The organism is Methylomonas sp. (genome assembly GCF_023228165.1).
Taxonomy (GTDB): Bacteria; Pseudomonadota; Gammaproteobacteria; order Methylococcales; family Methylomonadaceae; genus Methylomonas.
Genome location: NZ_JALOBS010000019.1, coordinates 37,786 through 58,554, shown reverse-complemented (window position 1 = coordinate 58,554; position 20,769 = coordinate 37,786). Strand labels below are relative to the sequence as shown.

19 protein-coding genes are annotated in these 20,769 nt (G+C 49.1%); 5 read left to right on the top strand and 14 right to left on the bottom strand.

Translation table 11 applies throughout. The features are described 5' to 3' along the window. Positions 1-2 precede the first annotated feature (2 nt). From mraY to M0R33_RS14915, 11 genes are all read right to left on the bottom strand, one after another. Positions 3-1,085 (bottom strand): phospho-N-acetylmuramoyl-pentapeptide-transferase, encoded by a 1,083-nt coding sequence (gene mraY / locus M0R33_RS14965; RefSeq protein ID WP_292570852.1) that lies wholly within the window; start codon positions 1,083-1,085, stop codon positions 3-5. Beyond that, positions 1,085-2,452, bottom strand: coding sequence for a UDP-N-acetylmuramoyl-tripeptide--D-alanyl-D-alanine ligase (gene murF / locus M0R33_RS14960; RefSeq protein WP_292570849.1), 1,368 nt, complete (start codon positions 2,450-2,452; stop codon positions 1,085-1,087). Before murF ends, mraY begins: the two co-directional genes overlap by 1 nt. Further along, a complete protein-coding gene (locus tag M0R33_RS14955; RefSeq protein ID WP_292570846.1) occupies positions 2,449-3,906 on the bottom strand; it encodes a UDP-N-acetylmuramoyl-L-alanyl-D-glutamate--2,6-diaminopimelate ligase in 1,458 nt (485 codons plus the stop codon). Before M0R33_RS14955 ends, murF begins: the two co-directional genes overlap by 4 nt. Continuing rightward, entirely contained in the window at positions 3,903-5,627 is a 1,725-nt protein-coding gene (locus tag M0R33_RS14950) for a penicillin-binding protein 2 (RefSeq protein ID WP_292570843.1), read from the bottom strand. The genes M0R33_RS14955 and M0R33_RS14950 overlap by 4 nt, the downstream gene beginning before the upstream one ends. Next, on the bottom strand, positions 5,628-5,900 hold the full coding sequence (gene ftsL, locus M0R33_RS14945) for a cell division protein FtsL (RefSeq protein ID WP_292570840.1): 273 nt from the start codon (positions 5,898-5,900) through the stop codon (positions 5,628-5,630). Next, entirely contained in the window at positions 5,900-6,826 is a 927-nt protein-coding gene (gene rsmH, locus M0R33_RS14940) for a 16S rRNA (cytosine(1402)-N(4))-methyltransferase RsmH (RefSeq protein ID WP_292570837.1), read from the bottom strand. The genes ftsL and rsmH overlap by 1 nt, the downstream gene beginning before the upstream one ends. A 5-nt stretch (positions 6,827-6,831) precedes the next feature. Beyond that, positions 6,832-7,299: a division/cell wall cluster transcriptional repressor MraZ gene (gene mraZ / locus M0R33_RS14935; RefSeq protein ID WP_292570834.1), complete on the bottom strand. Its 468-nt coding sequence runs from the start codon at positions 7,297-7,299 to the stop codon at positions 6,832-6,834. A 331-nt stretch (positions 7,300-7,630) separates the two neighbouring features. Next, the gene (locus M0R33_RS14930) at positions 7,631-8,629 is read right to left on the bottom strand and encodes an NAD(P)H-dependent glycerol-3-phosphate dehydrogenase (RefSeq protein WP_292570831.1); all 999 of its coding nucleotides are present in this window, start codon (positions 8,627-8,629) and stop codon (positions 7,631-7,633) included. A 6-nt stretch (positions 8,630-8,635) separates the two neighbouring features. Next, entirely contained in the window at positions 8,636-9,112 is a 477-nt protein-coding gene (gene secB / locus M0R33_RS14925; protein WP_292570828.1) for a protein-export chaperone SecB, read from the bottom strand. Between the two features lie 26 nt (positions 9,113-9,138). Next, positions 9,139-9,576: a rhodanese-like domain-containing protein gene (locus tag M0R33_RS14920; protein ID WP_292570825.1), complete on the bottom strand. Its 438-nt coding sequence runs from the start codon at positions 9,574-9,576 to the stop codon at positions 9,139-9,141. Between the two features lie 33 nt (positions 9,577-9,609). Further along, positions 9,610-9,921: a metalloregulator ArsR/SmtB family transcription factor gene (locus M0R33_RS14915; RefSeq protein WP_292570822.1), complete on the bottom strand. Its 312-nt coding sequence runs from the start codon at positions 9,919-9,921 to the stop codon at positions 9,610-9,612. Between the two features lie 451 nt (positions 9,922-10,372). On the opposite strand from M0R33_RS14915, the gene M0R33_RS14910 reads away from it, so the two are divergent. Further along, entirely contained in the window at positions 10,373-11,614 is a 1,242-nt protein-coding gene (locus M0R33_RS14910; protein WP_292570819.1) for a peptidoglycan DD-metalloendopeptidase family protein, read from the top strand. 36 nt (positions 11,615-11,650) lie between these two features. Next, positions 11,651-13,003 (top strand): S41 family peptidase, encoded by a 1,353-nt coding sequence (locus M0R33_RS14905; protein ID WP_292570816.1) that lies wholly within the window; start codon positions 11,651-11,653, stop codon positions 13,001-13,003. Between the two features lie 92 nt (positions 13,004-13,095). Here M0R33_RS14905 and M0R33_RS14900 read toward each other — a convergent pair whose 3' ends face one another. Together M0R33_RS14900 and M0R33_RS14895 are read right to left on the bottom strand one after the other, a co-directional pair. Continuing rightward, entirely contained in the window at positions 13,096-13,548 is a 453-nt protein-coding gene (locus M0R33_RS14900; RefSeq protein WP_292570814.1) for a DUF934 domain-containing protein, read from the bottom strand. After that, positions 13,535-15,187, bottom strand: a complete 1,653-nt coding sequence (locus tag M0R33_RS14895; protein ID WP_292570811.1) for a nitrite/sulfite reductase — start codon at positions 15,185-15,187, stop codon at positions 13,535-13,537. The genes M0R33_RS14900 and M0R33_RS14895 overlap by 14 nt, the downstream gene beginning before the upstream one ends. Before the next feature lie 156 nt (positions 15,188-15,343). Between M0R33_RS14895 and nhaD the strand changes: the two genes are divergently transcribed. From nhaD to rpmE, 3 genes are all read left to right on the top strand, one after another. Continuing rightward, positions 15,344-16,705 (top strand): sodium:proton antiporter NhaD, encoded by a 1,362-nt coding sequence (gene nhaD / locus M0R33_RS14890; protein ID WP_292570808.1) that lies wholly within the window; start codon positions 15,344-15,346, stop codon positions 16,703-16,705. A gap of 44 nt (positions 16,706-16,749) precedes the next feature. Beyond that, positions 16,750-18,105 carry an AmpG family muropeptide MFS transporter gene (locus tag M0R33_RS14885; protein ID WP_292570805.1) on the top strand — a complete coding sequence of 452 codons (1,356 nt, stop codon included), beginning with the start codon at positions 16,750-16,752 and terminating at the stop codon, positions 18,103-18,105. A gap of 93 nt (positions 18,106-18,198) precedes the next feature. Continuing rightward, positions 18,199-18,399, top strand: a complete 201-nt coding sequence (gene rpmE, locus M0R33_RS14880; RefSeq protein ID WP_013817002.1) for a 50S ribosomal protein L31 — start codon at positions 18,199-18,201, stop codon at positions 18,397-18,399. 62 nt (positions 18,400-18,461) lie between these two features. Here the strand turns inward: rpmE and M0R33_RS14875 are convergent, their stop codons facing one another. After that, positions 18,462-20,627 (bottom strand): penicillin-binding protein 1A, encoded by a 2,166-nt coding sequence (locus M0R33_RS14875; RefSeq protein ID WP_292570796.1) that lies wholly within the window; start codon positions 20,625-20,627, stop codon positions 18,462-18,464. Positions 20,628-20,769: the final 142 nt, after the last annotated feature.

Genomic DNA, 20,769 nt, shown 5'->3' with positions numbered 1-20,769 from the left:
GCTTATCTCAGTTTCAGAGTGGCCAGGCCGATCAGTACTAAAATCACCGAAATGATCCAGAAGCGTACGATAATGCGCGGTTCCGGCCAGCCTTTCAGTTCGTAATGATGATGGATAGGGGCCATTAAAAACACCCGCTTTTTTCGGGTCTTGTAGGAGCCGACCTGAATGATCACGGAAATGGTTTCCACCACAAAGATGCCGCCCATGATCACCAGTACCACTTCTTGTCTGACCAGCACGGCCACGATGCCGAGCGCGGCACCCAGAGCCAGCGCGCCGACATCGCCCATGAAGACCATGGCCGGATACGCGTTAAACCATAAAAAACCCAGGCCGGAGCCGACCAGGGCCGCGCAAAAAACCACCAATTCGCCGGCTTTAGGGATGTGCGGAATAGCGAGGTATTGCGAAAAATTAACATGTCCGGACAGATAGGCGAAGATGGCCAGCGCCGCTGCAATCATTACCGTTGGCATGATGGCCAGTCCATCCAGACCGTCGGTTAAGTTGACGGCGTTGCTGGAACCGACGATTACAAAGTAGGTCAGCACCACATAACCCCAGCCCATGTTCAAGGTGATGCTTTTGAAAAACGGCACGATAAATTGAGTTTCGGCTGCTACTTGCGCCGTGTTGTAGAGATAAACCGCCGCGCCCAAGGCAACCACCGACTGTGCTAAATATTTGGCTTTGGCCGACAAGCCGTCGCTGTTGCCGAGTAGGACTTTCTTGTAGTCGTCGATAAAACCGATCACGCCATGAGCCAGGGTTACCAGCAACACCACCCAGATGTAGCGATTGCTTAAATCGGCGCACAATAAAGTGCTAATAGCCACCGAAAGCAAAATCATGGTGCCGCCCATGGTCGGGGTGCCGGATTTGGAAAAGTGACTTTGCGGGCCGTCGTTACGCACGCTTTGACCAATTTTTCTGCGGGTGAGTTTTTCGATCATGATCGGGCCGATAATGAAGGAAATAGTCAAGGCGGTCAGTACGCCCAAAATGGCGCGAAAGGTCAGATAGTGTAAGACTCTGAAGCCGCTATCAAAATTAGTTAAATAATCTGCGAGTAGAAGTAACATTATGCCGCTCTAAAATTGTCTACCAATGCCGCTACCACATGTTCCATTTTTTGTGCGCGCGAGCCTTTTATTAATATGGTTTCCCTGCCGGTAATAGCTTGGTTCAAGGTATCGATGAGTGCTGCTTGGCTTTCGAAAAATTGGCCGCCATCACCAAATGTGTCGACGGTGTGTTTGGCCAGTTCGCCGGTTGCAAATAGCTGCGTTACAGGACTGGCCTTTATCATTGCTCCCAGTTCGGCATGAATCGCCGGGCTGTTCGCACCGAGTTCTCCAAATGCGCCCAAAGCCAGCCAGAGCGGTTGTTGGCTTTGGCCGACCGCATCCAACGCGGCTTTCAACGACGCTGGATTGGCGTTATAAGTGTCGTCGATGACGATATTGCCTTTACGGCCGACTATCGGTTGCATGCGGCCGGTGACCGGTTGCATTTGCTCCAGTCCGCGCTTGATGGCCAGCAAGTCGATGCCGAATTGCAGGGCAACGGCTGCGGCAGCCAACGCGTTTTTGACGTTGTGTTCACCGGCCAGATTTAATTGCATGGTTTGCCGGGTTGATTCGGTTACCAAATCGAATCGGGTGGTAAAGCCCTGTACATCCAGACGCGATTGAATATTTTCAGCGCGTACATCGGCTGCCGCGGCTAAACCGAAACTGACGCTCTTGCGCTTGCCGACTTTTTCCCGCAACCAGAAATCATAAAAGTTGTCGTCGCGATTCAATACCGCTACACCTTGCGGAGCCAGGTTTTCAAAAATCTCGGCTTTGGTGTTGGCAACGCCGTTGATATCACCGAAACCTTCAATATGGGCCGGGCCGACATTGGTAATAACGCTGACATCGGCTTGCGCGTAATGGCTGGTAAAGGCAATTTCGCCAGGATGATTGGCGCCCATTTCGATAACGGCATAGCGATAGGCTTCATTCAGACGCAATAGGGTCAGCGGTACGCCGATGTCGTTATTCAAATTTCCTTGGGTATATAAAGTATTGCCTTGGGTGGCGAAAATGGCCGCTAGCATTTCCTTGACGCTGGTTTTGCCGTTGCTGCCGGTGACGCCGGCGATTTTGACAGGTAGTTTTTTTCGCCAGTAGCCGGCCAGTTCCGCCAATGCCAGGCGGGTATTCGCAACCAGAATTCGCGGCAGCGAACTGTCGACGGTTTTACTAACCAGCAGGGCGCTAGCGCCGGCTTGTTCGGCTTTATCGCAAAAATCGTGGCCGTCGAAGTGCTGTCCCTTGATGGCGACATAGACGTCCCCTGGCTTCAGGGTACGGGTATCTATACCCACGCCTGTTACCGGCAGATCATTGCCTATCAATCGGCCTTGCACGGCTTGGGTAATTTCAGCGAGCTGCAAATTCATGGTTTTGGGCTCCATGCCGCTAAGGCCTGCTGCACTACGGCTTGGTCGCTAAACGGAAATTTGACGCCCTTGATCTCCTGGTAATTTTCATGGCCTTTACCGGCGACAACCACGCAGTCGTCTTGGTTGGCTTGTTGTATCGCGGTGGTTATTGCGGTGTTTCTGTCGTTAATGACGTTGATTTTATTGCTTAGGCAGCCGCTCAAAATATCCTGGATAATCGTCTCCGATGCTTCGGAGCGAGGGTTATCGTCGGTGACAAGCACGTGGTCGGCGTACGTTTCGGCAATTCGGCCCATCAGCGGCCGCTTGCCTTTGTCGCGGTCGCCGCCGCAGCCAAAAACCGCCCATAATTCGCCTTGGCCTTTTGCGGCGATTAATACTTTTTCCAGCGCGTCCGGGGTATGGGCGTAATCCACGATTACCGCCGGTTTGCCGGTTCCGCCGAAGGATTCCATGCGGCCGGAGACAGCTTTTAAGTGGGATAATTGCGCCACGGCTGCTTCGAAGGGCCGGTCCATTGCCAATAACACGCATAGCACCGTCAGTACATTCTGCAGGTTAACAGCGCCCATCACCGATGTGGTGGCATGCGCAGTTTTGCCTGACCAATGCACGTCGAAACAGATTCCGCTTGCACTGTATTCTATGCGGCTGGCGGTTACGCATTCAACACCGTCGGTTTGAGCATCTAATGTACTGAATCCCCAGCGCTTCACGCGTTGATGCAGGGTTTCCAAAACATCGCGGTTACTGGCGTCGTCCAGATTCACGACGGCAAATGCCAAGGCAGGGTTTTTAAATAGTCCTAACTTGGCCTGCAGATACGCTTCCATAGTACCGTGATAGTCCAGATGGTCGCGGCTCAGGTTGGTAAACACGGCGCCTGTAAATTCGACGGCATTCACTCGACCCTGTTCTAAGCCATGCGAGGATACTTCCATCGCCACTGCTTTTTGGCCGTCTTCGGCTAATGCGCGCAGCATATACTGTACATCCAGCGCATCCGGGGTTGTGTTGAGTGTGGCCTGCAGTCGTCCGGCACGACCCCAGCCCAGGGTGCCGATCACGCCGCAGTCCTTTAGGGTCTGCGCCAGCAATTGGCTGCAGGTGGTTTTGCCGTTGGTACCGGTAATGCCGATCACATCGATTTGCCGCGAAGGATGGCCATAAAACCGCGCGGCGATCTCACCCAAATGCCGGCTTAAATTCGATATGGCGATAAAGTCGTCCTTTATTAAGGATGCGTCATGAACACCTTGCGGATCGTAAATCACAGCGACAGCGCCGTTGGCAAGCGCTTGCCGCGCATGATTCAAGCCATGCTGTAAGGCGCCGTTTAAGGCTATAAATACATCACCGGATTTGATTTTTCTGCTATCCAGGCGCAAGCCTTCGATCTGGTAATCGACGCTTATTTCGGCAATGGATGTCAATAAATCGCTTAATTTCATTGTCTGGTTAGTAATAAAGGCATGGTATCCATGCCATCCGGTTCCACACCGTAAATTCGTAAAATTCCGGCCATGACCCGGGAAAATGCCGGTGCTGCCACTAAGCCGCCGTAATATTGGCCTGTGGTGGGTTCATCCACTACTACGGCAATCACGAAACGAGGATTGCTGGCTGGCGCCATGCCTACGAACACCGATAAATATTTGTCATGGGTATATCCTCCCGATGCCGACGCTTTTTTGACCGTGCCGGTTTTTCCGGCGACTCTGTAGCCTTCCACTCGGGCCTGATAAGCGGTACCTTCCTTGGTAATCACATGCTCCAGCATATCTCTGACGTTGTGCGCGGTAGCCGGCTTAAATATTTGCTTCGAGTCAGGGTCTTCGTCACGCTTTAATAACGACACCGAATGCACGATGCCGTTGTCGGCCAAAGCCGTATAGGCACGTGCCAGTTGCAGTATCGAGGTTGATACGCCGTAGCCGAACGATAAAATGGCTTGATCGAATTCGTGCCAACCCTGGTAATCCAGCAACGAGCCGCTTGCCTCTCCGGGGAAGCCGACGCCGGCCGAAGTGCCGAATCCCAAATTGCTGTAGATGCCCCAGAAATATTCCGGCGGCATGCTCATTGCCAGCTTGGTTACCGCAATGTTGCTGGATTTTTGCAATACTAGAGTCAAATCCAGGGTGCCATAGTTGTGGATATCCTTTACCACGTTGTGGCCAACGTGATAGACGCCATGGGTCTCGATTAACGCATTGGGTTCGACGTAACCGCCATCCAGCGCTGCCGCCACCACAAAAGGCTTTACGGTGGAGCCCGGCTCGAAACTATCTACCATGGCCCGGTTCCGGTAGCGGTCGCTGCGCAACTCTTTACGATTGTTCGGGTTGAATGCAGGTTGACTAACCGAAGCCAGTACATCCCCGTTTTTGGCATCCAGCACTACCAATGATGCTGAATGGGCCTTATGTTTAAGCACGGCGGCCTGCAATTCCCGATAAGCCAAATACTGGATCCGCTCGTCTATGGTTAACACCAAATCCTGGCCGGGTATGGCTTCCTGAATATTCTCGACATCCTTGATAATGTGGCCCTTGCCGTCTTTAATCACCCGCTTTTTGCCGGGTTTGCCGCGTAAAATGTAGTCGTAACCGTGTTCCATGCCTTCCTGGCCGATGTCGTCGATATTGGTAAAGCCCAACAAGTGTCCGGCGGTGGCGCCCGCCGGGTAATAGCGTTTGAAGGCTCGCTCGAAATAAACGCCGGTGATTTCCAAGGCTTTCACTTTTTCGGCCAGGTCCGGGTTAATCTGGCGTTTAACGTATACGAAACGCTTGCCGGCTTCTTTTTTTAAGAATGCCTGCAGGTCTGTATCGGCGATACCCAAAATTTTGGCCATTTGTCCTACTTTGTCCAACTCGCTGTCCTTGAGCTGACGCATGTTCATCCAGATCGATTGCACCGGGGTGCTGATGGCCAGCGGTTCACCGTTTCTGTCCTTTATCTGCCCGCGATAGGCGGGTACGGCGACGATGCCGATATGCTGTAAATCGCCTTTGTCTTGCAGAAATTCTTTATCGAACACTTGTAAATACATGGCCCGGCCAGTCAAAGTCAGCATGGCAGTCAGCATGGTTCCCAGCAGCAGTTTCCGTCTGATAGGAAAATCCAGCGTTGGCAGTCTAGCTGTTACGGTACCCGTTGAAATACGCATTTAAGGTTTTATATACACAATTTTATTTTGAGCCGGTAAAGTCAGCATCAAGCGTTTTCTGGCTTCGATTTCAATTCTGTTTTCTTCGGTCAGGGTGGTTAGCTCCAATTGCAAACGCCCCCATTCCACTTCGTAATCGTCTAGCTGTTTTTCCTTTTTCTGTATTTCAATAAACAACTGTCTGGATTGGTATTTACTGTAAATCACCGCAATTGCCGACAGCAGCAGCATGGCAATCAATATGCTGAGCAGAATATTTTTTATGGCCGCCATTAAATCTTCTCGGCCACGCGCATAATGGCGCTACGAGCCCTCGGGTTAGTCTGCAGTTCCTGTGCTTTTGCGCGTATCGATTTACCCACTTTTTTCAATTGACCTTTGGCAATGTCCTGTTCTTTAACAGGTAGTCTTCCGGGATTATGTTTCAGTCCGGACTCTCCTCGAATAAAGCGTTTTACAATGCGGTCCTCCAGAGAATGAAAGGCAATGACGACGAGCCTGCCTTCTGGCGCCAATACTTGAATCGCTTGTTGCAATGCCGTCTTAACTTGTTCCAGTTCCTGGTTGATCTCAATCCGGATCGCCTGAAAAGTGCGAGTTGCCGGATGTTTGTATTTATCCTTGAATGGCACGCTGTCTTCTATCAATTTGGCCAATTGCAGCGTGGTCTGCAAAGGCTGCAACTGGCGCCTTTCCACGATGGCTTTGGCAATGCGCCTGGCAAAGCGTTCTTCGCCATATTCAAACAAAACCCGCACCAAATCCTGTTCTTCGACTTGGGCTAAGTACCGAGCGGCAGATAAACCATGTGTGGTATCCATTCGCATGTCCAATGGTCCGTCACGCAAAAAGCTAAAGCCGCGCTCCGCGTTATCCAATTGGGGTGATGAAACCCCCAAGTCCATTAAAATGCCATCCACTCTGCCGGTGTAACCTAACTTTTCCGATACGGCAGCCAACTCCGTAAAGCAGCCATGATGCAGATGAAACCTGTGGTCGCTCAATAAATGCTCGGCTTCGCTGCTGTTTATAGCGTCGATGTCCCGATCAAACGCCAGCAATTTCCCGCTTTCACCGAGCTGTTTAAGTATGCCGATGCTGTGTCCGCCGCGCCCGAATGTGCAATCGATATAAATACCATCGGCTTTAATCCCTAAGCTATCAAGAGCCTCTTCATATAATACGGAGTGATGTGGCATAGACCTTAAAACGACAGAGAACCTAGTTCTTCAAGACCCTCGGTATCGCTGCCATCCAGCCACTCCTGTTCTTTTGCCTGCCAAGCCGTATCGCTCCAGATTTCAAATTTATTCAATTGGCCCACCAGAAAAATATGTTTGTCCATTTCGGCAAATTCACGCAGCTTTTCCGGAATCAACAAGCGGCCTTGCGCGTCCATCTCGCATTCCGTGGCATGGCCGATCACAAAACGGCGCAGTTTCCCGGCCATTTTGTTCAGAGTTGGCAGTTTGCTGATGGTTTGTTCCAGCTTTTCCCATTCGGGCAAAGGGTAAAGCCACAGGCAACCCGCTTCACCGACACATTTATCATCCACGGCAACGGTCACAACCATTTGGCGCTCGCAGCAATCTTGTAACTCCTCCCGGTAACGGGTGGGAATCGCAATGCGGCCTTTCGCATCTAGATTGATTGAACTTATGCCTCGGAACAAGATGAACTCCAAATAATCTGAAAAAATCCCTTTTAAACCACTTTACCTCATTTTTGCACCACTATAAGTTTCAATAAGGTCTTAGTCAAGAGACATTCAGATTAAATTCTTTCTTTTTCTACAATGACTTACGCTGGATTTTATTGGGCAAACAAGGGTTTGTTTGTTAGAGAAATAAAGTTTATTTTTATCAGGCGGTTAAAAAATTATCCTGATGTCGAGTGTGACAAAATTGTCAGTGCGTGTTTGAGGGTGTTCGATGAGTGTGATGAGGGAATTTTGTAGCGTTGCTTGCCGGGAAATTGCAAAATGCAATATAAACGATGTTTTTTTATATTTCGGGTTTTTGTTCGCGGGCTAATAAGTTTTGTACGGCTTGAATGGGGGATAGGTTGTTGAATAATACGTTGTAAACCTGTTCGGTAATAGGCATTTCGACATGATGTTTTTGCGCGAGCAGGTAGGCTTCCCGGGCGGCGGATATGCCTTCAACGGATTGGTTGATTTCTTGAAGGGCCTGTTCCCGGCTTTTACCTTGGCCTAGGGCCAGACCGAAGCGGCGGTTTCTGGATTGATTGTCCGTGCAAGTCAGGATTAAATCTCCCAGCCCTGCCAGTCCCATAAATGTATCCGGTTGGCCGCCAAGTTGAGTGCCGAGGCGCATGATTTCGGTGAGACCGCGTGTAACTAACGCGGCGCGCGTGTTAGCGCCCAAACCGAGGCCGTCGGCTATGCCGGCGGCGATGGCCATGACATTTTTGCAGGCGCCGCCCACTTGTACGCCGATAATATCGCTGCTGGTATAGGCTCTAAAGTGATGATTATGTAGGATGGCTGCCACCTGCGAGGCAAAAGCCTGCGAGGCGGATGCCACGGTAATGGCGGTTGGGAGTCCGTCCGCGACTTCTTTTGCAAAGGTAGGGCCGGAAAGTGCGGCTGTTAAGACGTTGCCGCCGAGAATTTCAACGACCACTTCGCTCAATAATGCACCGTTGTCGCTATCAAAGCCTTTGGTTGCCCAGGCAATGCGAGGTTGGTTGCTCAGAAAGGGTTTTATCTGTTGAAGTGTGGATTTGAAGGCGTGGCTGGGTATCGATAACAGCAGCAGCGAGCTAAATTGGGCGCACTGCTGCAGATTATCGGTCACGGTCAGGTTGGCGGGAAATGGGCAACCCGCCAAATAACGTAGATTTTCACCTGCCCGGTTTAGAGCCGAAACATGTTGGGGGTTATGTCCCCACAATAACGTGTCGCACCCGTTCCGCGCCGCTTGTATGGCAAGGGCTGTGCCCCATGAGCCAGCGCCCAAAACGCTAATTGATGGGGGCATACGCTATTAATTAAGTGTCTTGGCTTCCGGGCTTTGTTGGTTTTGCTGGCTCTGTTGCAAGTGTTGCATATAAAGTGCGTCAAAGTTGACCGGGGCCAGAATTAATTGCGGGAAGCCGCCTTTATTGACCAGATCGGATATTGCCTCTCTAGCATACGGGAATAATACATTGGGACAAAAGCTGCCCAGCATGGGGCCCATTTCCTGTTCACTAAAGCCGGAAATAGTAAAAATGCCAGCTTGATTGATTTCGACCAGATAGGCTGTGGTTTCGCCGATTTTTACCGTGACGGTGATGGTTAGGGCCACTTCAAACATTGAGTTTTCTAAGGTCTCAACATGAGTGCCTAAATTCAAATCAAGCGAAGGCTCCCATTTTTGGGTAAACACCTTGGGCGAGTTTGGTGTTTCGAAAGAAATATCTTTGGTATAGATTTTCTGGATGGCGAATTGCTTTTCGCCGGCTGCGTTGGTTTCTGCCATGATTCAGTGCCAGTTTTAGGTTAATGTTAGTCGCGCGTTTTACTGATTTTGATCGGTAATTTATTTTCTTCCCAGGATTGCATGCCGCCTTGCATATGAAATACCTGTTCGAAGCCCTCTTTAGTCAGGGTTTTGCAGGCGGATACCGAGCGGGCGCCGGTTTGACAAATCACAATAAGGGGATGTGTTTTGTGTTTTTCCAGTGAGGGTAATTTCTCATCTAATTTGCCCAATGGGATATTGACGGCATTTTCGATATGGCTTTTCAAAAACTCGTTAGGTTCCCTGATATCGATGATTACCGTTTTGTCGTCATTCATTTTAGTTACGGCAATCAAGGGGGAGATTTTTTCGTAGCCGTTAAAGGAATTTGACAGCAAATCTTGAATCAGCAGAAAGATAACGCAGACGAGTGAAAACGAAAGCAGATAATGGTTGGTTACAAATTCGATATATTGGTCCATCGTGGGGTTTTTGTTGTTTGATTTGGGAGGAAGTTAGGTTCCGCAAAAAACCGTGCGCATCATTTCGATCAGATGAATAACGCGTTTGTCGTCGATAAAATAATAAACACGGTTGGCGTCCTTTTTAAAATCCAGAATGCCTTTGTCTCGAAGTATTGCCAAATGTTGCGAAATATTGCTTTGGCTGGTGCCAACCTGCTCGACGATATCTTGTACACTTATCGATTTATCGCCCAATACGCATAAAATTTTCAGGCGCAAGGGGTGAGACATGGCCTTTAGGCAACGCGCGGCTCGATTGATATCGTTGTCGTCATAGAGTGTGTGATCGTCGTTATCTTCCATAGGGTCTTCTAAAAATTCGATGTGCTGTACGGGTTATTTTCACGCTACGTCAGCATACACCTACTGTATAATGAAGGTAAAGCCAAGTGAAATTATTGCTTAAGTCACCGCAAAAACCCAGCAAATCTAACAGACTGGGCTTTAATGATCAATAGCCGGAACGTATTGGGCTATTCCACGCATTTTTGTTATCTGTAAATTCGTTGCATAAGCAATAGAAACCGATTGGATTTTAAAACGCAATGGTAAATCGATCGAAACCTTTGGTCTTAAATTTAAGCGTGAAGGCAACGCAATTATGGTGGTTTTTATCCCTTGAGTGGTTATCGGTTCGCAAAATACTGACGGTGGCGTGTCTGTGGCGTGGGAGTGGTGAATTAGTCGTATTGGCCGCGATTTTGGGTATACAGTGGTCGAAGGAGCTGGCGGACCGCTGCTTAATTGGGTAATTATGAAGATCAGGTTTTATGTTTTGCTGGCTTTTGCATGTGTCAGTCCGGGACTTTGGGCGGAATCCGATGCTGCAAAGGCTCGCGAATTGGCAAAGGTGCAGGCCAAAATCAAACAAGTCGGCGCCGATGTTAAAAAACTGGCCGCAGAAAAAACCGCTCGGATTGCGCAATTGCGAAAGTTGGAATCGCAATATGGTGAGCAGGTCAATGCGTTAGATGCCATTAAGTCGGAAATACAGCAACAAGAGCAGGCGCTTCGAGATGTCAGGAATAAAATTGTCGCGACGGAAAAAGATCTGCAAGCTCAGCAGGACGGTTTGCAAGGACTGGTCAAGTCTGCCCATGCCATGAGTCATAAAGAGGGGCTGGATGTGCTGTTAAACCAGCGGGATCCTGCTTTGTCCGGACGCATGTTGGTCTATTTTGATTACATGAGCAAAGCGCGTTTGCAAAAATTACAGGCAATAGAAGATGATTTCAGGACTTTGCGTCAGCTCGAGGCGCAGAAAGATACCGAAAGTCAATTATTGCAAGTAGCCCTGGAAAAGAAACAGCAGGAAACCGATGCTCTAAAGCTGTTAAAACAACAGCGGGAAAACTTGTTGGCGCAAATCAACCAGGAGCACGTGAATAAGCGGGATCAGCTCGTAAGTTTGATGCATGACGAGAAAAAATTAACAGCTCTAGTGGCATCGTTACAAAAAACTGATGATAATGGGCCGCAGACTCCTCCGCCTGAGCCGGTTGTCGAGAAAAAACCGGCAATTATCCAGCAGCGGCCGCTGCAAGCTCAGTCTAACAAAGCAGAAAAGCGAACAATTCCGCTGCAGATGGGCAAGGCTTTTGCCGAATTGCGCGGGCAGTTGCCCTGGCCTGTGCAAGGGGCGATCGTGGAGCGGTTCGGTAGTCGGCGATTCGAGACCACCTGGGACGGTACGGTTATTGGCGCGCGCGAGGGGGCGGCTATTCGTGCAGTGGCGGCGGGCCGGGTGGTTTATGCCGATTGGCTGAGGGGTTATGGGCTCATGCTTATTGTCGATCACGGTAAAGGTTTTATGAGTTTGTATGCGTTTAACCAGAGTTTGCATAAAAGTGTCGGTGAATATGTTAAAACAGGCGATGTATTGGCGTCCGTGGGGCGCAGTGGTGGTCGCTCTAGCGCCGCGCTTTATTTTGGTATTCGTCAAAAAGGCAGGGCTGTCGATCCCGAAAAATGGTGTCGCAAACCAGGTAAGGGTTAATTTTTTAGGAAACAGGTTGTTGGAGTTTTAAAACACATGCGGAAAAAAACAAACATTTTGATTTTATTGGTTGGGTTCATTCTGGGAGCCATGGTCAGCATATGCGGCAGTGTGCTCGCGGAAAAAGAAACCGCTGTTTCCTCAAAATCCGAAGATACGCAAACGTTGCCCTTTGAAGAGTTGCGGACGTTTACCGAAATCTTCGGGCGCATCAAACAGGACTATGTTGAGCCGGTGTCCGATAAAAAGCTGCTGGAAGACGCTATTCGAGGCATGCTTTCGGGTTTGGATCCTCATTCAGCCTATTTGGCCGATGAAGAGTATAAAGAGCTGCAGGAAGGTACCACCGGACAATTTGGTGGGCTGGGCATTGAAGTCGGCATGGAAAATGGCTTTGTCAAAGTGGTTTCGCCTATTGACGATACGCCCGCGCAAAAGGCCGGCATTAAAGCGGGGGATTTGATTGTGCGGCTCGACGACAAGCCGGTTAAAGGCATGACGTTGGGCGATGCAGTCAAAATCATGCGGGGCGAGCCGGGTAGTCAAATTGTCTTGACTGTCATCAGGGAAGGTGCGGAGGCGCCGTTAAAATTCGAGATAACGCGCGACATTATCAAAGTAAAAAGCGTCAAAAGCCGTTTATTGGAGAAAGGTTACGGGTATTTACGGATAAGTAGTTTCCAGTCAGGCACCGGCGAAAGTCTGGTAGAGGCTGTTGACGAGTTGAAAAAAGAAAACGAAGCCCCCTTAAAAGGCGTTATTTTAGATTTACGCAATAATCCGGGTGGTGTACTCAATGCTGCGGTTGACGTTAGTGATGCTTTTATTCAATCAGGTTTGATTGTTTACACGGAAGGCCGTATTAAAAACTCAGAAATGCGCTTCAATGCCACCCCTGACGATATCATTGATGGGGCACCTATTGTTGTGCTGATCAATGGCGGTTCGGCATCGGCTTCCGAGATTGTGGCTGGTGCGTTGCAGGATCATAAGCGTGCCATCATTATGGGAGAGAAATCGTTTGGTAAAGGCTCGGTACAAACTATTTTGCCGACCAGTAACGGTGGTGCGGTTAAGTTGACAACCGCGCGTTACTTCACGCCATCCGGACGTTCTATTCAAGCCGAAGGCATAGAGCCGGACGTCACATTAGCCCGTGTAAAGCTGGAAACCTTAGAAAAGGCAAAATTTGAGTCTATAAAGGAAGCGGATTTGTCCGGTCACTTGTCTAACGGTAACGGCGACAAAAAGAAATCAGAGGATAATGATAAATCCGATGATGACGATAAAGATGCCGATGGCAATGAGGCAGATGTTGAAATACGTGATTACCCTTTGCATGAAGCTTTAAACTTGCTTAAAGGTGTCAGTATTCTGAAAAGCCGCTAAGTTTGGGCAATAAAAAACCGGCTAGCCATCTGGTTAGCCGGTTTTTTTGTGCTTATCGATTATTAAATAAGGTACCGAAAAATAAGCGAGACTTAATAGGTAGACGCTTGGTAGCGAACTGTGAAATCCTTGATGGCGGATAATGCCAATTCCATGTCTTTGGGGTCATTAAATTCAAACGTATCCACGCCAACCCTGTGTAAATAAAACACCTGATCGGTCATGTAGTTGCCAACTGCACGAATTTCACCCTGATAGTTGTAGCGGCTTCTTAATAGACGGGCTTGCGAAAAAGTGCGTCCGTCTGAGAACGTCGGAAAATGCAGTTCTATTAGTTTGATGAACGGTAGGTCGTCGCCGAGCGCGGCAACATTGTCGGCCGGTGTGAGTCTTACGCCTACCTTGCCGGAATGTTGCAGCAGAGCCGGCTTATCTTCCGTCCAGCGTTTGACGGATACCGTGATGTCGCCGCCGGCCAATGGGGCGTCGTCGTCTACAAACGTCCAGGTGTTTTCTAAAATCTGTTGATTTTTAATGATTGGCATAAACTTTTTCTCTAAAGGGTTCCAGGCCTACGCGCTTGACGGTTTGCAAAAAAGCTTCCTCTTCCAGGCGGTGCTGAACATAGACATCCAGAATGCGGGTAATGGATTCGGTGATCTGATGCTTGGCAACCGACGGTCCTAGGCGGTCGCCTATGGCGGCTTCATTTTCCGATGAACCGCCCAAGGTGATTTGATACCATTCTTCGCCTTTTTTATCGACGCCCAGGATGCCGATGTGGCCGACACTCTGATGGGCGCAGCCGTTCATGCAGCCGGACATGTTGATTTTGACGTCGCCAATATCGTGAATGTAATCCAAGTCATCGAGCGCTTCGTTAATTTCACGGGCAACACCAATCGATCCTGCGTTGGCCAGCGAGCAGAAATCCAGGCCTGGACAGCAAATCATATCGGTTACTGTGCCTATGTTGGGTGTTGCCAGTTTGAGCGCATCCAGTTTTTGCCATAGGGTATATAGGTCGGCCTGTTTTACATCAGCCAAGACCAGATTTTGTCTATGCGTGCTTCTGACCTCACCAAAACTATAGGCGTCGGCTAAATTCGCTAGGGCATCGAGTTGGTCCGAGGTGATATCGCCAGGTGGGGAATCAGGTGCTTTCAATGAAACGAAAACCGCGCGGTAGCCTGAGACCCGGTGAACGACACTATTATATTTAAACCATTTGGCAAAGGCCTTATCATCGGCTAAGTGTTGTGCCAGGCCGGTGTCGCTGTTTGCTGTGGGTTCGTAAGCGGGAGGTGTGAATTGCGCTTGCATGGCGGCAATGCGTTCTTCACTTAATAGCATGTCATCCCGAATCTGTAGCCATTCGTCTTCCACCATCGCGGTAAATTTCTCCAGGCCGGTTTCCTTGACCAGAATTTTGATGCGGGCCTTGTATTTATTGTCGCGTCTGCCGAGCAGGTTATAAACCCGAAGAATGGCTTCCAGGTAGGAAAGCAGATACTTTTTCTCCAAAAACGGTTTCACGGTTTGACCGATGATTGGCGTTCTGCCTAGTCCGCCTCCGGCCAGGACTCTAAAGCCAATTCGACCTTCCTCATTGCGTACCAGATAGACGCCGATATCATGCAATTGCACCGCCGCTCTGTCTTGTTCCGAACCGCTGACGGCAATTTTGAACTTGCGCGGCAAGTAGGCGAATTCCGGATGTAAAGTCGTCCATTGGCGAATGATTTCGCAATAAGGGCGCGGGTCTTCCAGTTCGTCCGGGCAAACACCGGCTAAATGATCGGAGGTGGTGTTACGCAGGCAGTTGCCGCTGGTCTGTATGGCATGCATCTGTACAGTGGCCAGCTCCGCCAATAGATCGGGAACGCGTTCCAGCGCTGGCCAGTTGTACTGAACGTTTTGGCGAGTAGTGAAATGGCAATAACCTTTATCGTAGTCGCGGGCTACTTTGGCCAACATGCGTAGTTGTCTAGAGGCGAGTAAACCATAGGGTATGGCTACACGCAACATGGGGGCGTGAGTCTGGATATACAGTCCGTTCATCAGACGCAGTGCGCGGAATTCGTCTGGGCCGAGTTCGCCGTTCAGGAAGCGCTGCGTCTGGCCTCGGAACTGGGTAACCCGCTCTTCAATAAGTGTTTGATCCTGCTCGTTATATTGATACATTTACAAGTGGTTTTTTCTGTAGAGACAATTTTGATAAGGGTTGAAATAATATACTGGTGGGCATTAAATGACAAAGATTATTGTATGGTGATAACATGCCCTGCTGATTTTTTTACTATTAATAATGACTAAAACTTACGGATAAAGGGGGTTATCTTGTTGCGCTTACTATTGATTTTGGCTGGCTTGTTATTTTTGCCGGAAATAGCCATGGCTGAAGAGATTAAGAATCTTGGGCTGACGGGAACTGAGCGGGGTGTATACACCGTGCTGATTTTCATAGTGGCTTACGGTTTTGTGATGACTGAAGAGTTTACGCATCTGCGTAAATCAAAACCGGTTATTTTCGCTGCCGCGGTTATTTGGGCGCATGTGGCTATTTTGGCGCAGGAGGCCGGTGTACCTAGCGAAGAGCTGCATAAGTCATTCGAGCACGATTTGAAAGAATATGCCGAGTTGATGTTGTTTTTGCTGGTGGCGATGACTTATATCAATGCGATGGCGGAGCGAAATGTATTTGAAGCGTTACGCTCTTGGATGATAAGAAAACAGTTCGGTTACAAACAGCTGTTTTGGATTACCGGCATTATTACCTTTTTTCTGTCGGCGGTTGCCGATAACCTGACGTCTGCGTTGTTAGTTGGGGCCGTGGTTTTAGCCGTGGGCGCGGACAATGAAAAATTCGTTTCCATTGGGTTTGTTAATCTGGTCATTGCCGCTAATGCGGGGGGCGCGTTTTGTCCGTTTGGCGACATCACGACGTTGATGGTTTGGCAAGCCGGTTATGCGGAATTTTTTGATTTCTTCAAATTGTTCATTCCTTCGGTCGTGAACTATGCGGTGCCGGCTTTCTTTATGTGGCAAGCAGTGCCGGATGAACAGCCAAAGGCAACCGATGAGCTTGCTGTCGAAATGAAGCCGGGTGCACTGGTTATTTGCGGTTTATTCGGTTTGACCATCGTATCCGCAGTCAGTTTTAAGCAATTTTTACATTTGCCGCCTTTCATGGGCATGATGCTTGGTTTGTCCGTGCTGATGCTGTATGGACATTCGCTACATGTGCGTTACAGTGTCGAGGGTGGCGACGGCTTTGATATATTCAACAAGGTAAAAAATGCCGAGTGGGATACTCTTTTATTCTTTTTTGGCGTAGTGTTTGCTGTTGGCGGTTTGGGGTATATCGGCTACCTGGAACTAATGTCCGTCGGTATGTATGACGGGTTGGGCGCGACAACCGCCAATATTTTGGTGGGTATCATTTCCGCGATTGTCGATAATATCCCGGTCATGTTTGCCGTATTGAACATGAGTCTGGATATGGATTTGTATCAATGGTTGTTGGTAACCTTGACAGCGGGAGTGGGTGGCTCGATGTTATCGATAGGCTCCGCCGCCGGCGTTGCCTTAATGGGCCAATCCAATCATAAATACACCTTCTTCAGTCATTTGAAGTGGACGCCTGTTATTGCAGCTGGTTACATTGCCAGTATCGTCACGCATTATTTGATTAATGGGTAATTAGGCTTTTTAGCGCTCTTTAATTTAATTAAGGGAGGAAGTGTTTGGCAATAACACCACATAGTTGGCGCCACGCTTTCTCCGTTTATACCCAGCCTGAAGTGCTGGGTATGATCTTTTTAGGCTTTTCCGCCGGTCTTCCTTTTATTTTGGTCTCTTCGACTTTATCCGCTTGGTTGGCGGATGAACAAGTCAGTCTTTCGGTTATCGGTTATTTCAGTCTGGTAGGCGTTGCATATTCCATTAAAGTGTTTTGGGCGCCTGTTATCGACCGCTTGCCGCTGCCTTTGCTGACCCGGATTTTCGGGAAGCGGCGTAGCTGGATGCTGCTATCTCAAGTGGGCATTGCTGTGGGGTTGTGGGGAATGAGCTTGCTGCCTGTTGGTAATCAGTTGCAGCAACTGGCTTGGCTGTCCGTTTGGGTGGCGTTTTGTTCCGCAACCCAGGATATTGTTATCGATGCTTACCGCATCGAAGTGGTGGCTGTGAAATTCCAGGGTGCAATGGCAGCTACCTACGTGTTCGGTTATCGGTTGGCGTTGTTAGTGGCGGGTGCGGGTGCCTTATATCTGGCTGAGTTTATCAATTGGCAAATTGCCTATCAGGTAATGGCGGCGCTGATGCTGGTGGGTATTGTTTCGACTTTGCTTATTCACGAGCCCGCTCATAATGTCAATTTATCCGCGCAAACTATTGAGGCAGCATTGGAGCGTTCGTTGCATGTAGAGGCGGATGGTGGGTTACTACGCTGGTTTGTAGATGCGGTAGTGAGTCCCTTTTTGGAGTTTTTTCAGCGCAATGGGCGGCGAGGCTTGTTGATTTTGGCCGTGATAGCGCTATATAAAATGAGCGACATCGCCATGGGCGTCATGGCAAATCCGTTTTATCTGGATTTGGGTTTCAGCAAAAAAGAAATCGCCGATGTGACTAAGGTATTCGGTTTCTTTATGACTATCCTGGGGACCTCGCTGGGCGGCGTTTTTGTATTGCGCTATGGAGTTATGCGACCCTTGCTATTCGGTGCGATCATTGTGGCGCTGACGAATTTGTTGTTTGCGGTTTTGGCTGTGGTTGAGCCTAATTTGTATTTGTTGGCTAGTGTGGTAAGTGCGGATAATCTCTGTGGCGGGATCGCTTCAGCCGTATTTATTGCTTATCTATCCGGTTTAACGAATAGTGCATACACTGCAACTCAGTATGCCTTGTTCAGCTCGTTAATGACGTTGCCTGCCAAATTGATTGGCGGTTTTTCAGGGGAGATTGTGTCTGGCTATGGATATGACGGTTTTTTTGTGTATGCGGCGTTAATAGGTGTTCCGGCCATTATTTTAGTTGCATTGGTCATGCGCATGCCGTTTGGTGGCGAGAATGGCGATTTAAAAAATCGGACAAACGATTAAAGTTATTGATTTTTTTATTGCGGTAATTTTAAGCAGGCTTTATCATAAGCAGTTCTCTATTATGATGTGGCCCAAAACGGGTATGTGAGCAATATGAAACCAGAAATTCATCCTGAATATAAACAGATTACTGTCACTTGTGGCTGCGGTAACACCTTTCAAACCGGTTCAGTTTTGTCGCAAGATTTACACATAGAAGTGTGTTCTTCTTGCCATCCTTTCTACACGGGTAAACAACGGCTGGTTGATACCGCCGGTCGTGTTGATAAATTCCGTAAAAGATTCGGTAAATAAGTTCAAAAAACTGTCCTGCATAGCCGCTGGTTACCACGGGCGGCTATTAGTTATTTTAGCCACTAAAATAACGTTTCCTTTAACCACTCCTCGTCAAATTCGAATTCCGGTTGCTTGGGCTGGGAATATCTTTGCGGAGCAGTCTCGGTTGTAAAATACTCCCACAGGCCGTTTTTATCGCTCGGATCCAATAACAATCCGTCGCTGGGGTTGATATAGGCTTGCACGATACCTTCAGGTACGGTCAACGGTTTCTCCGGGACGTTCTCCAGCGCGGTTTTCATAAACTCAATCCACATCGGTAAGGCGACTTTGCCTCCGGTTTCTCCCCTGCCCAAGGGGTGCGAATTATCAAAACCTATCCAGGCGGAGGCGGCAATTTCCGGGGTGAAGCCGTTGAACCAAGCGTCTCGCTGATCATTGGTTGTTCCGGTTTTGCCAGCCAAGTCTGTTCTCTGTAACTGTTTAGCCAATGTTGCGGTACCCCTTTCAACAACGTCGCGAAGCAGGCTGTTCATCAGGAAATGTGTTTGTACCGAAATAACCCTTGGTGCGGGGTTGGCTTCGCTTTGAATGCCGGCCAAGCACTCTTTGCATACCGTTTTCGGGTTGGCTTTAAATAGAGTGGCTCCTGTGTGGTCTTCAATACGCTCGATTAAATACGGTGTTACCAGATAGCCGCCATTGGCAAATACGGCGTAGGCGGCAGCCATTTTAAGAGGGGGAGCATAGCCGCTGCCTAAAGCAAGCGACAAGGTTGCAGGCAATTGCTCGCGGGAGAAGCCAAAGCGCATTGCGGTTTCCAAGGCGTTGGGTATGCCGACGTCCTGAAGTAGGCGAATGGACACCAGGTTGATCGATTGGCGTAAGGCCTTTCGCAACGCGGTCGGGCCTAAAAATTTACGCGTGTAATTTTCCGGGCGCCAATCATTTTCCAGCGAAGGATCTTCTATAACGATGGGTGCGTCGTTAATGATGCTGGCGGGTGTAAAGCCTTTTTCCAGCGCCGCGGTATAAATGAAAGGCTTGAAGCCTGAGCCGGGTTGGCGCTTGGATTGAGTGGCGCGATTAAATTTACTGAGATAAAAATCATAGCTGCCGGTTATGGCCAATATGGCGCCGTTATAAGGGTTAACGGCCGCAAGCGCGCCCTCCGCCGCCGGTATTTGACTCAGTGTCCAGCTTTGGTCGGGCAACTGCCGGATCCAGACTGTGTCGTTTGGTTTGATTGTGGCTGAGAGCGTAGCCTGAGCGTTGGTGCTATGGATTTGAAGGGGCTTCCAGGGAATATGGTCCCAGGGAATCAGCATGGAAGAACCGTCGGATACCGTGGTCATAATTCCGGTCGGCGATAAGCTTGTCACTACTGCTTGCCGACAATCGCCCAAAGCTTTAAGTTTATGCAAAGTACTGCCCGGTCTGAACTTTTTATGCGGTAGCCCTCGGTAGCCGTGGCGATCATCATAGTCATGCAGCGCGCTCTGAACGGCTCTGTCTGAAGCGAGTTGCAGCCGTGATGGGACGGTCGTATGGACTTTTAGGCCTAATGTGTAAGCCTCGTCCCCGTATCGGTCCACTATTTCCTGGCGAGCCATTTCAGCGATGAAGGGGGCGTTGAACTCAATATTGCTCGGTTGAGTTGCGGCATCGTCAGGGGTATTTATCGCTTGTTGGTATTCAGCGGGCTGAATGAAGTTTAATGCCAGCATGCGGCGCAAAACATAATTACGCCTTTCCAGTGCTCTTTCCGCGTTCACGATTGGATTGTATACCGATGGTGCTTTCGGCAGCCCCGCTATCATGGCTTGCTGGTGCAGTTTGAGATCGTCTAAATTTCTGCCATAGTAAGTTTGTGCGGCAGCCGCTAATCCGTACGCCCTTTGTCCCATGTAAATTTTGTTTAAATAGAGTTCCAGGATTTGGTCTTTGGAATAGCGTTGCTCGATTTGTATGGCCAATAGTATTTCTTTCAGCTTGCGTAAAAAAGTCTTCTCTTTGCTAAGCAAAAAGTTACGCGCCACCTGCATGGTGATGGTGCTGCCGCCTTGGGTTTTTTTGCCTGTGATCATTAATTGATTGGCGGCTCTTAACAGTCCCTTGTAATCAACGCCGGGGTGGCTGTAAAAGCGCTCGTCTTCCGCGGCAAGAAAAGCTTGAATTTGTGGGTGAGGGATTTCGGCAACGGTGACGGGGATGCGTCTTTTTTCGCCATATTGCCCAATTAACAAGTTGTCCTGTGTATAGATGCTTAATGGTGTCTGTATTGGACATTTTCTAATTTGCCGATGTCGGGCAGTTCTTTGCTGAGCTCGACAATAAAAAAGTAGCAAGCTACTAAAAAGCTGATAAAAAAGCTAAAAATAATAAAAA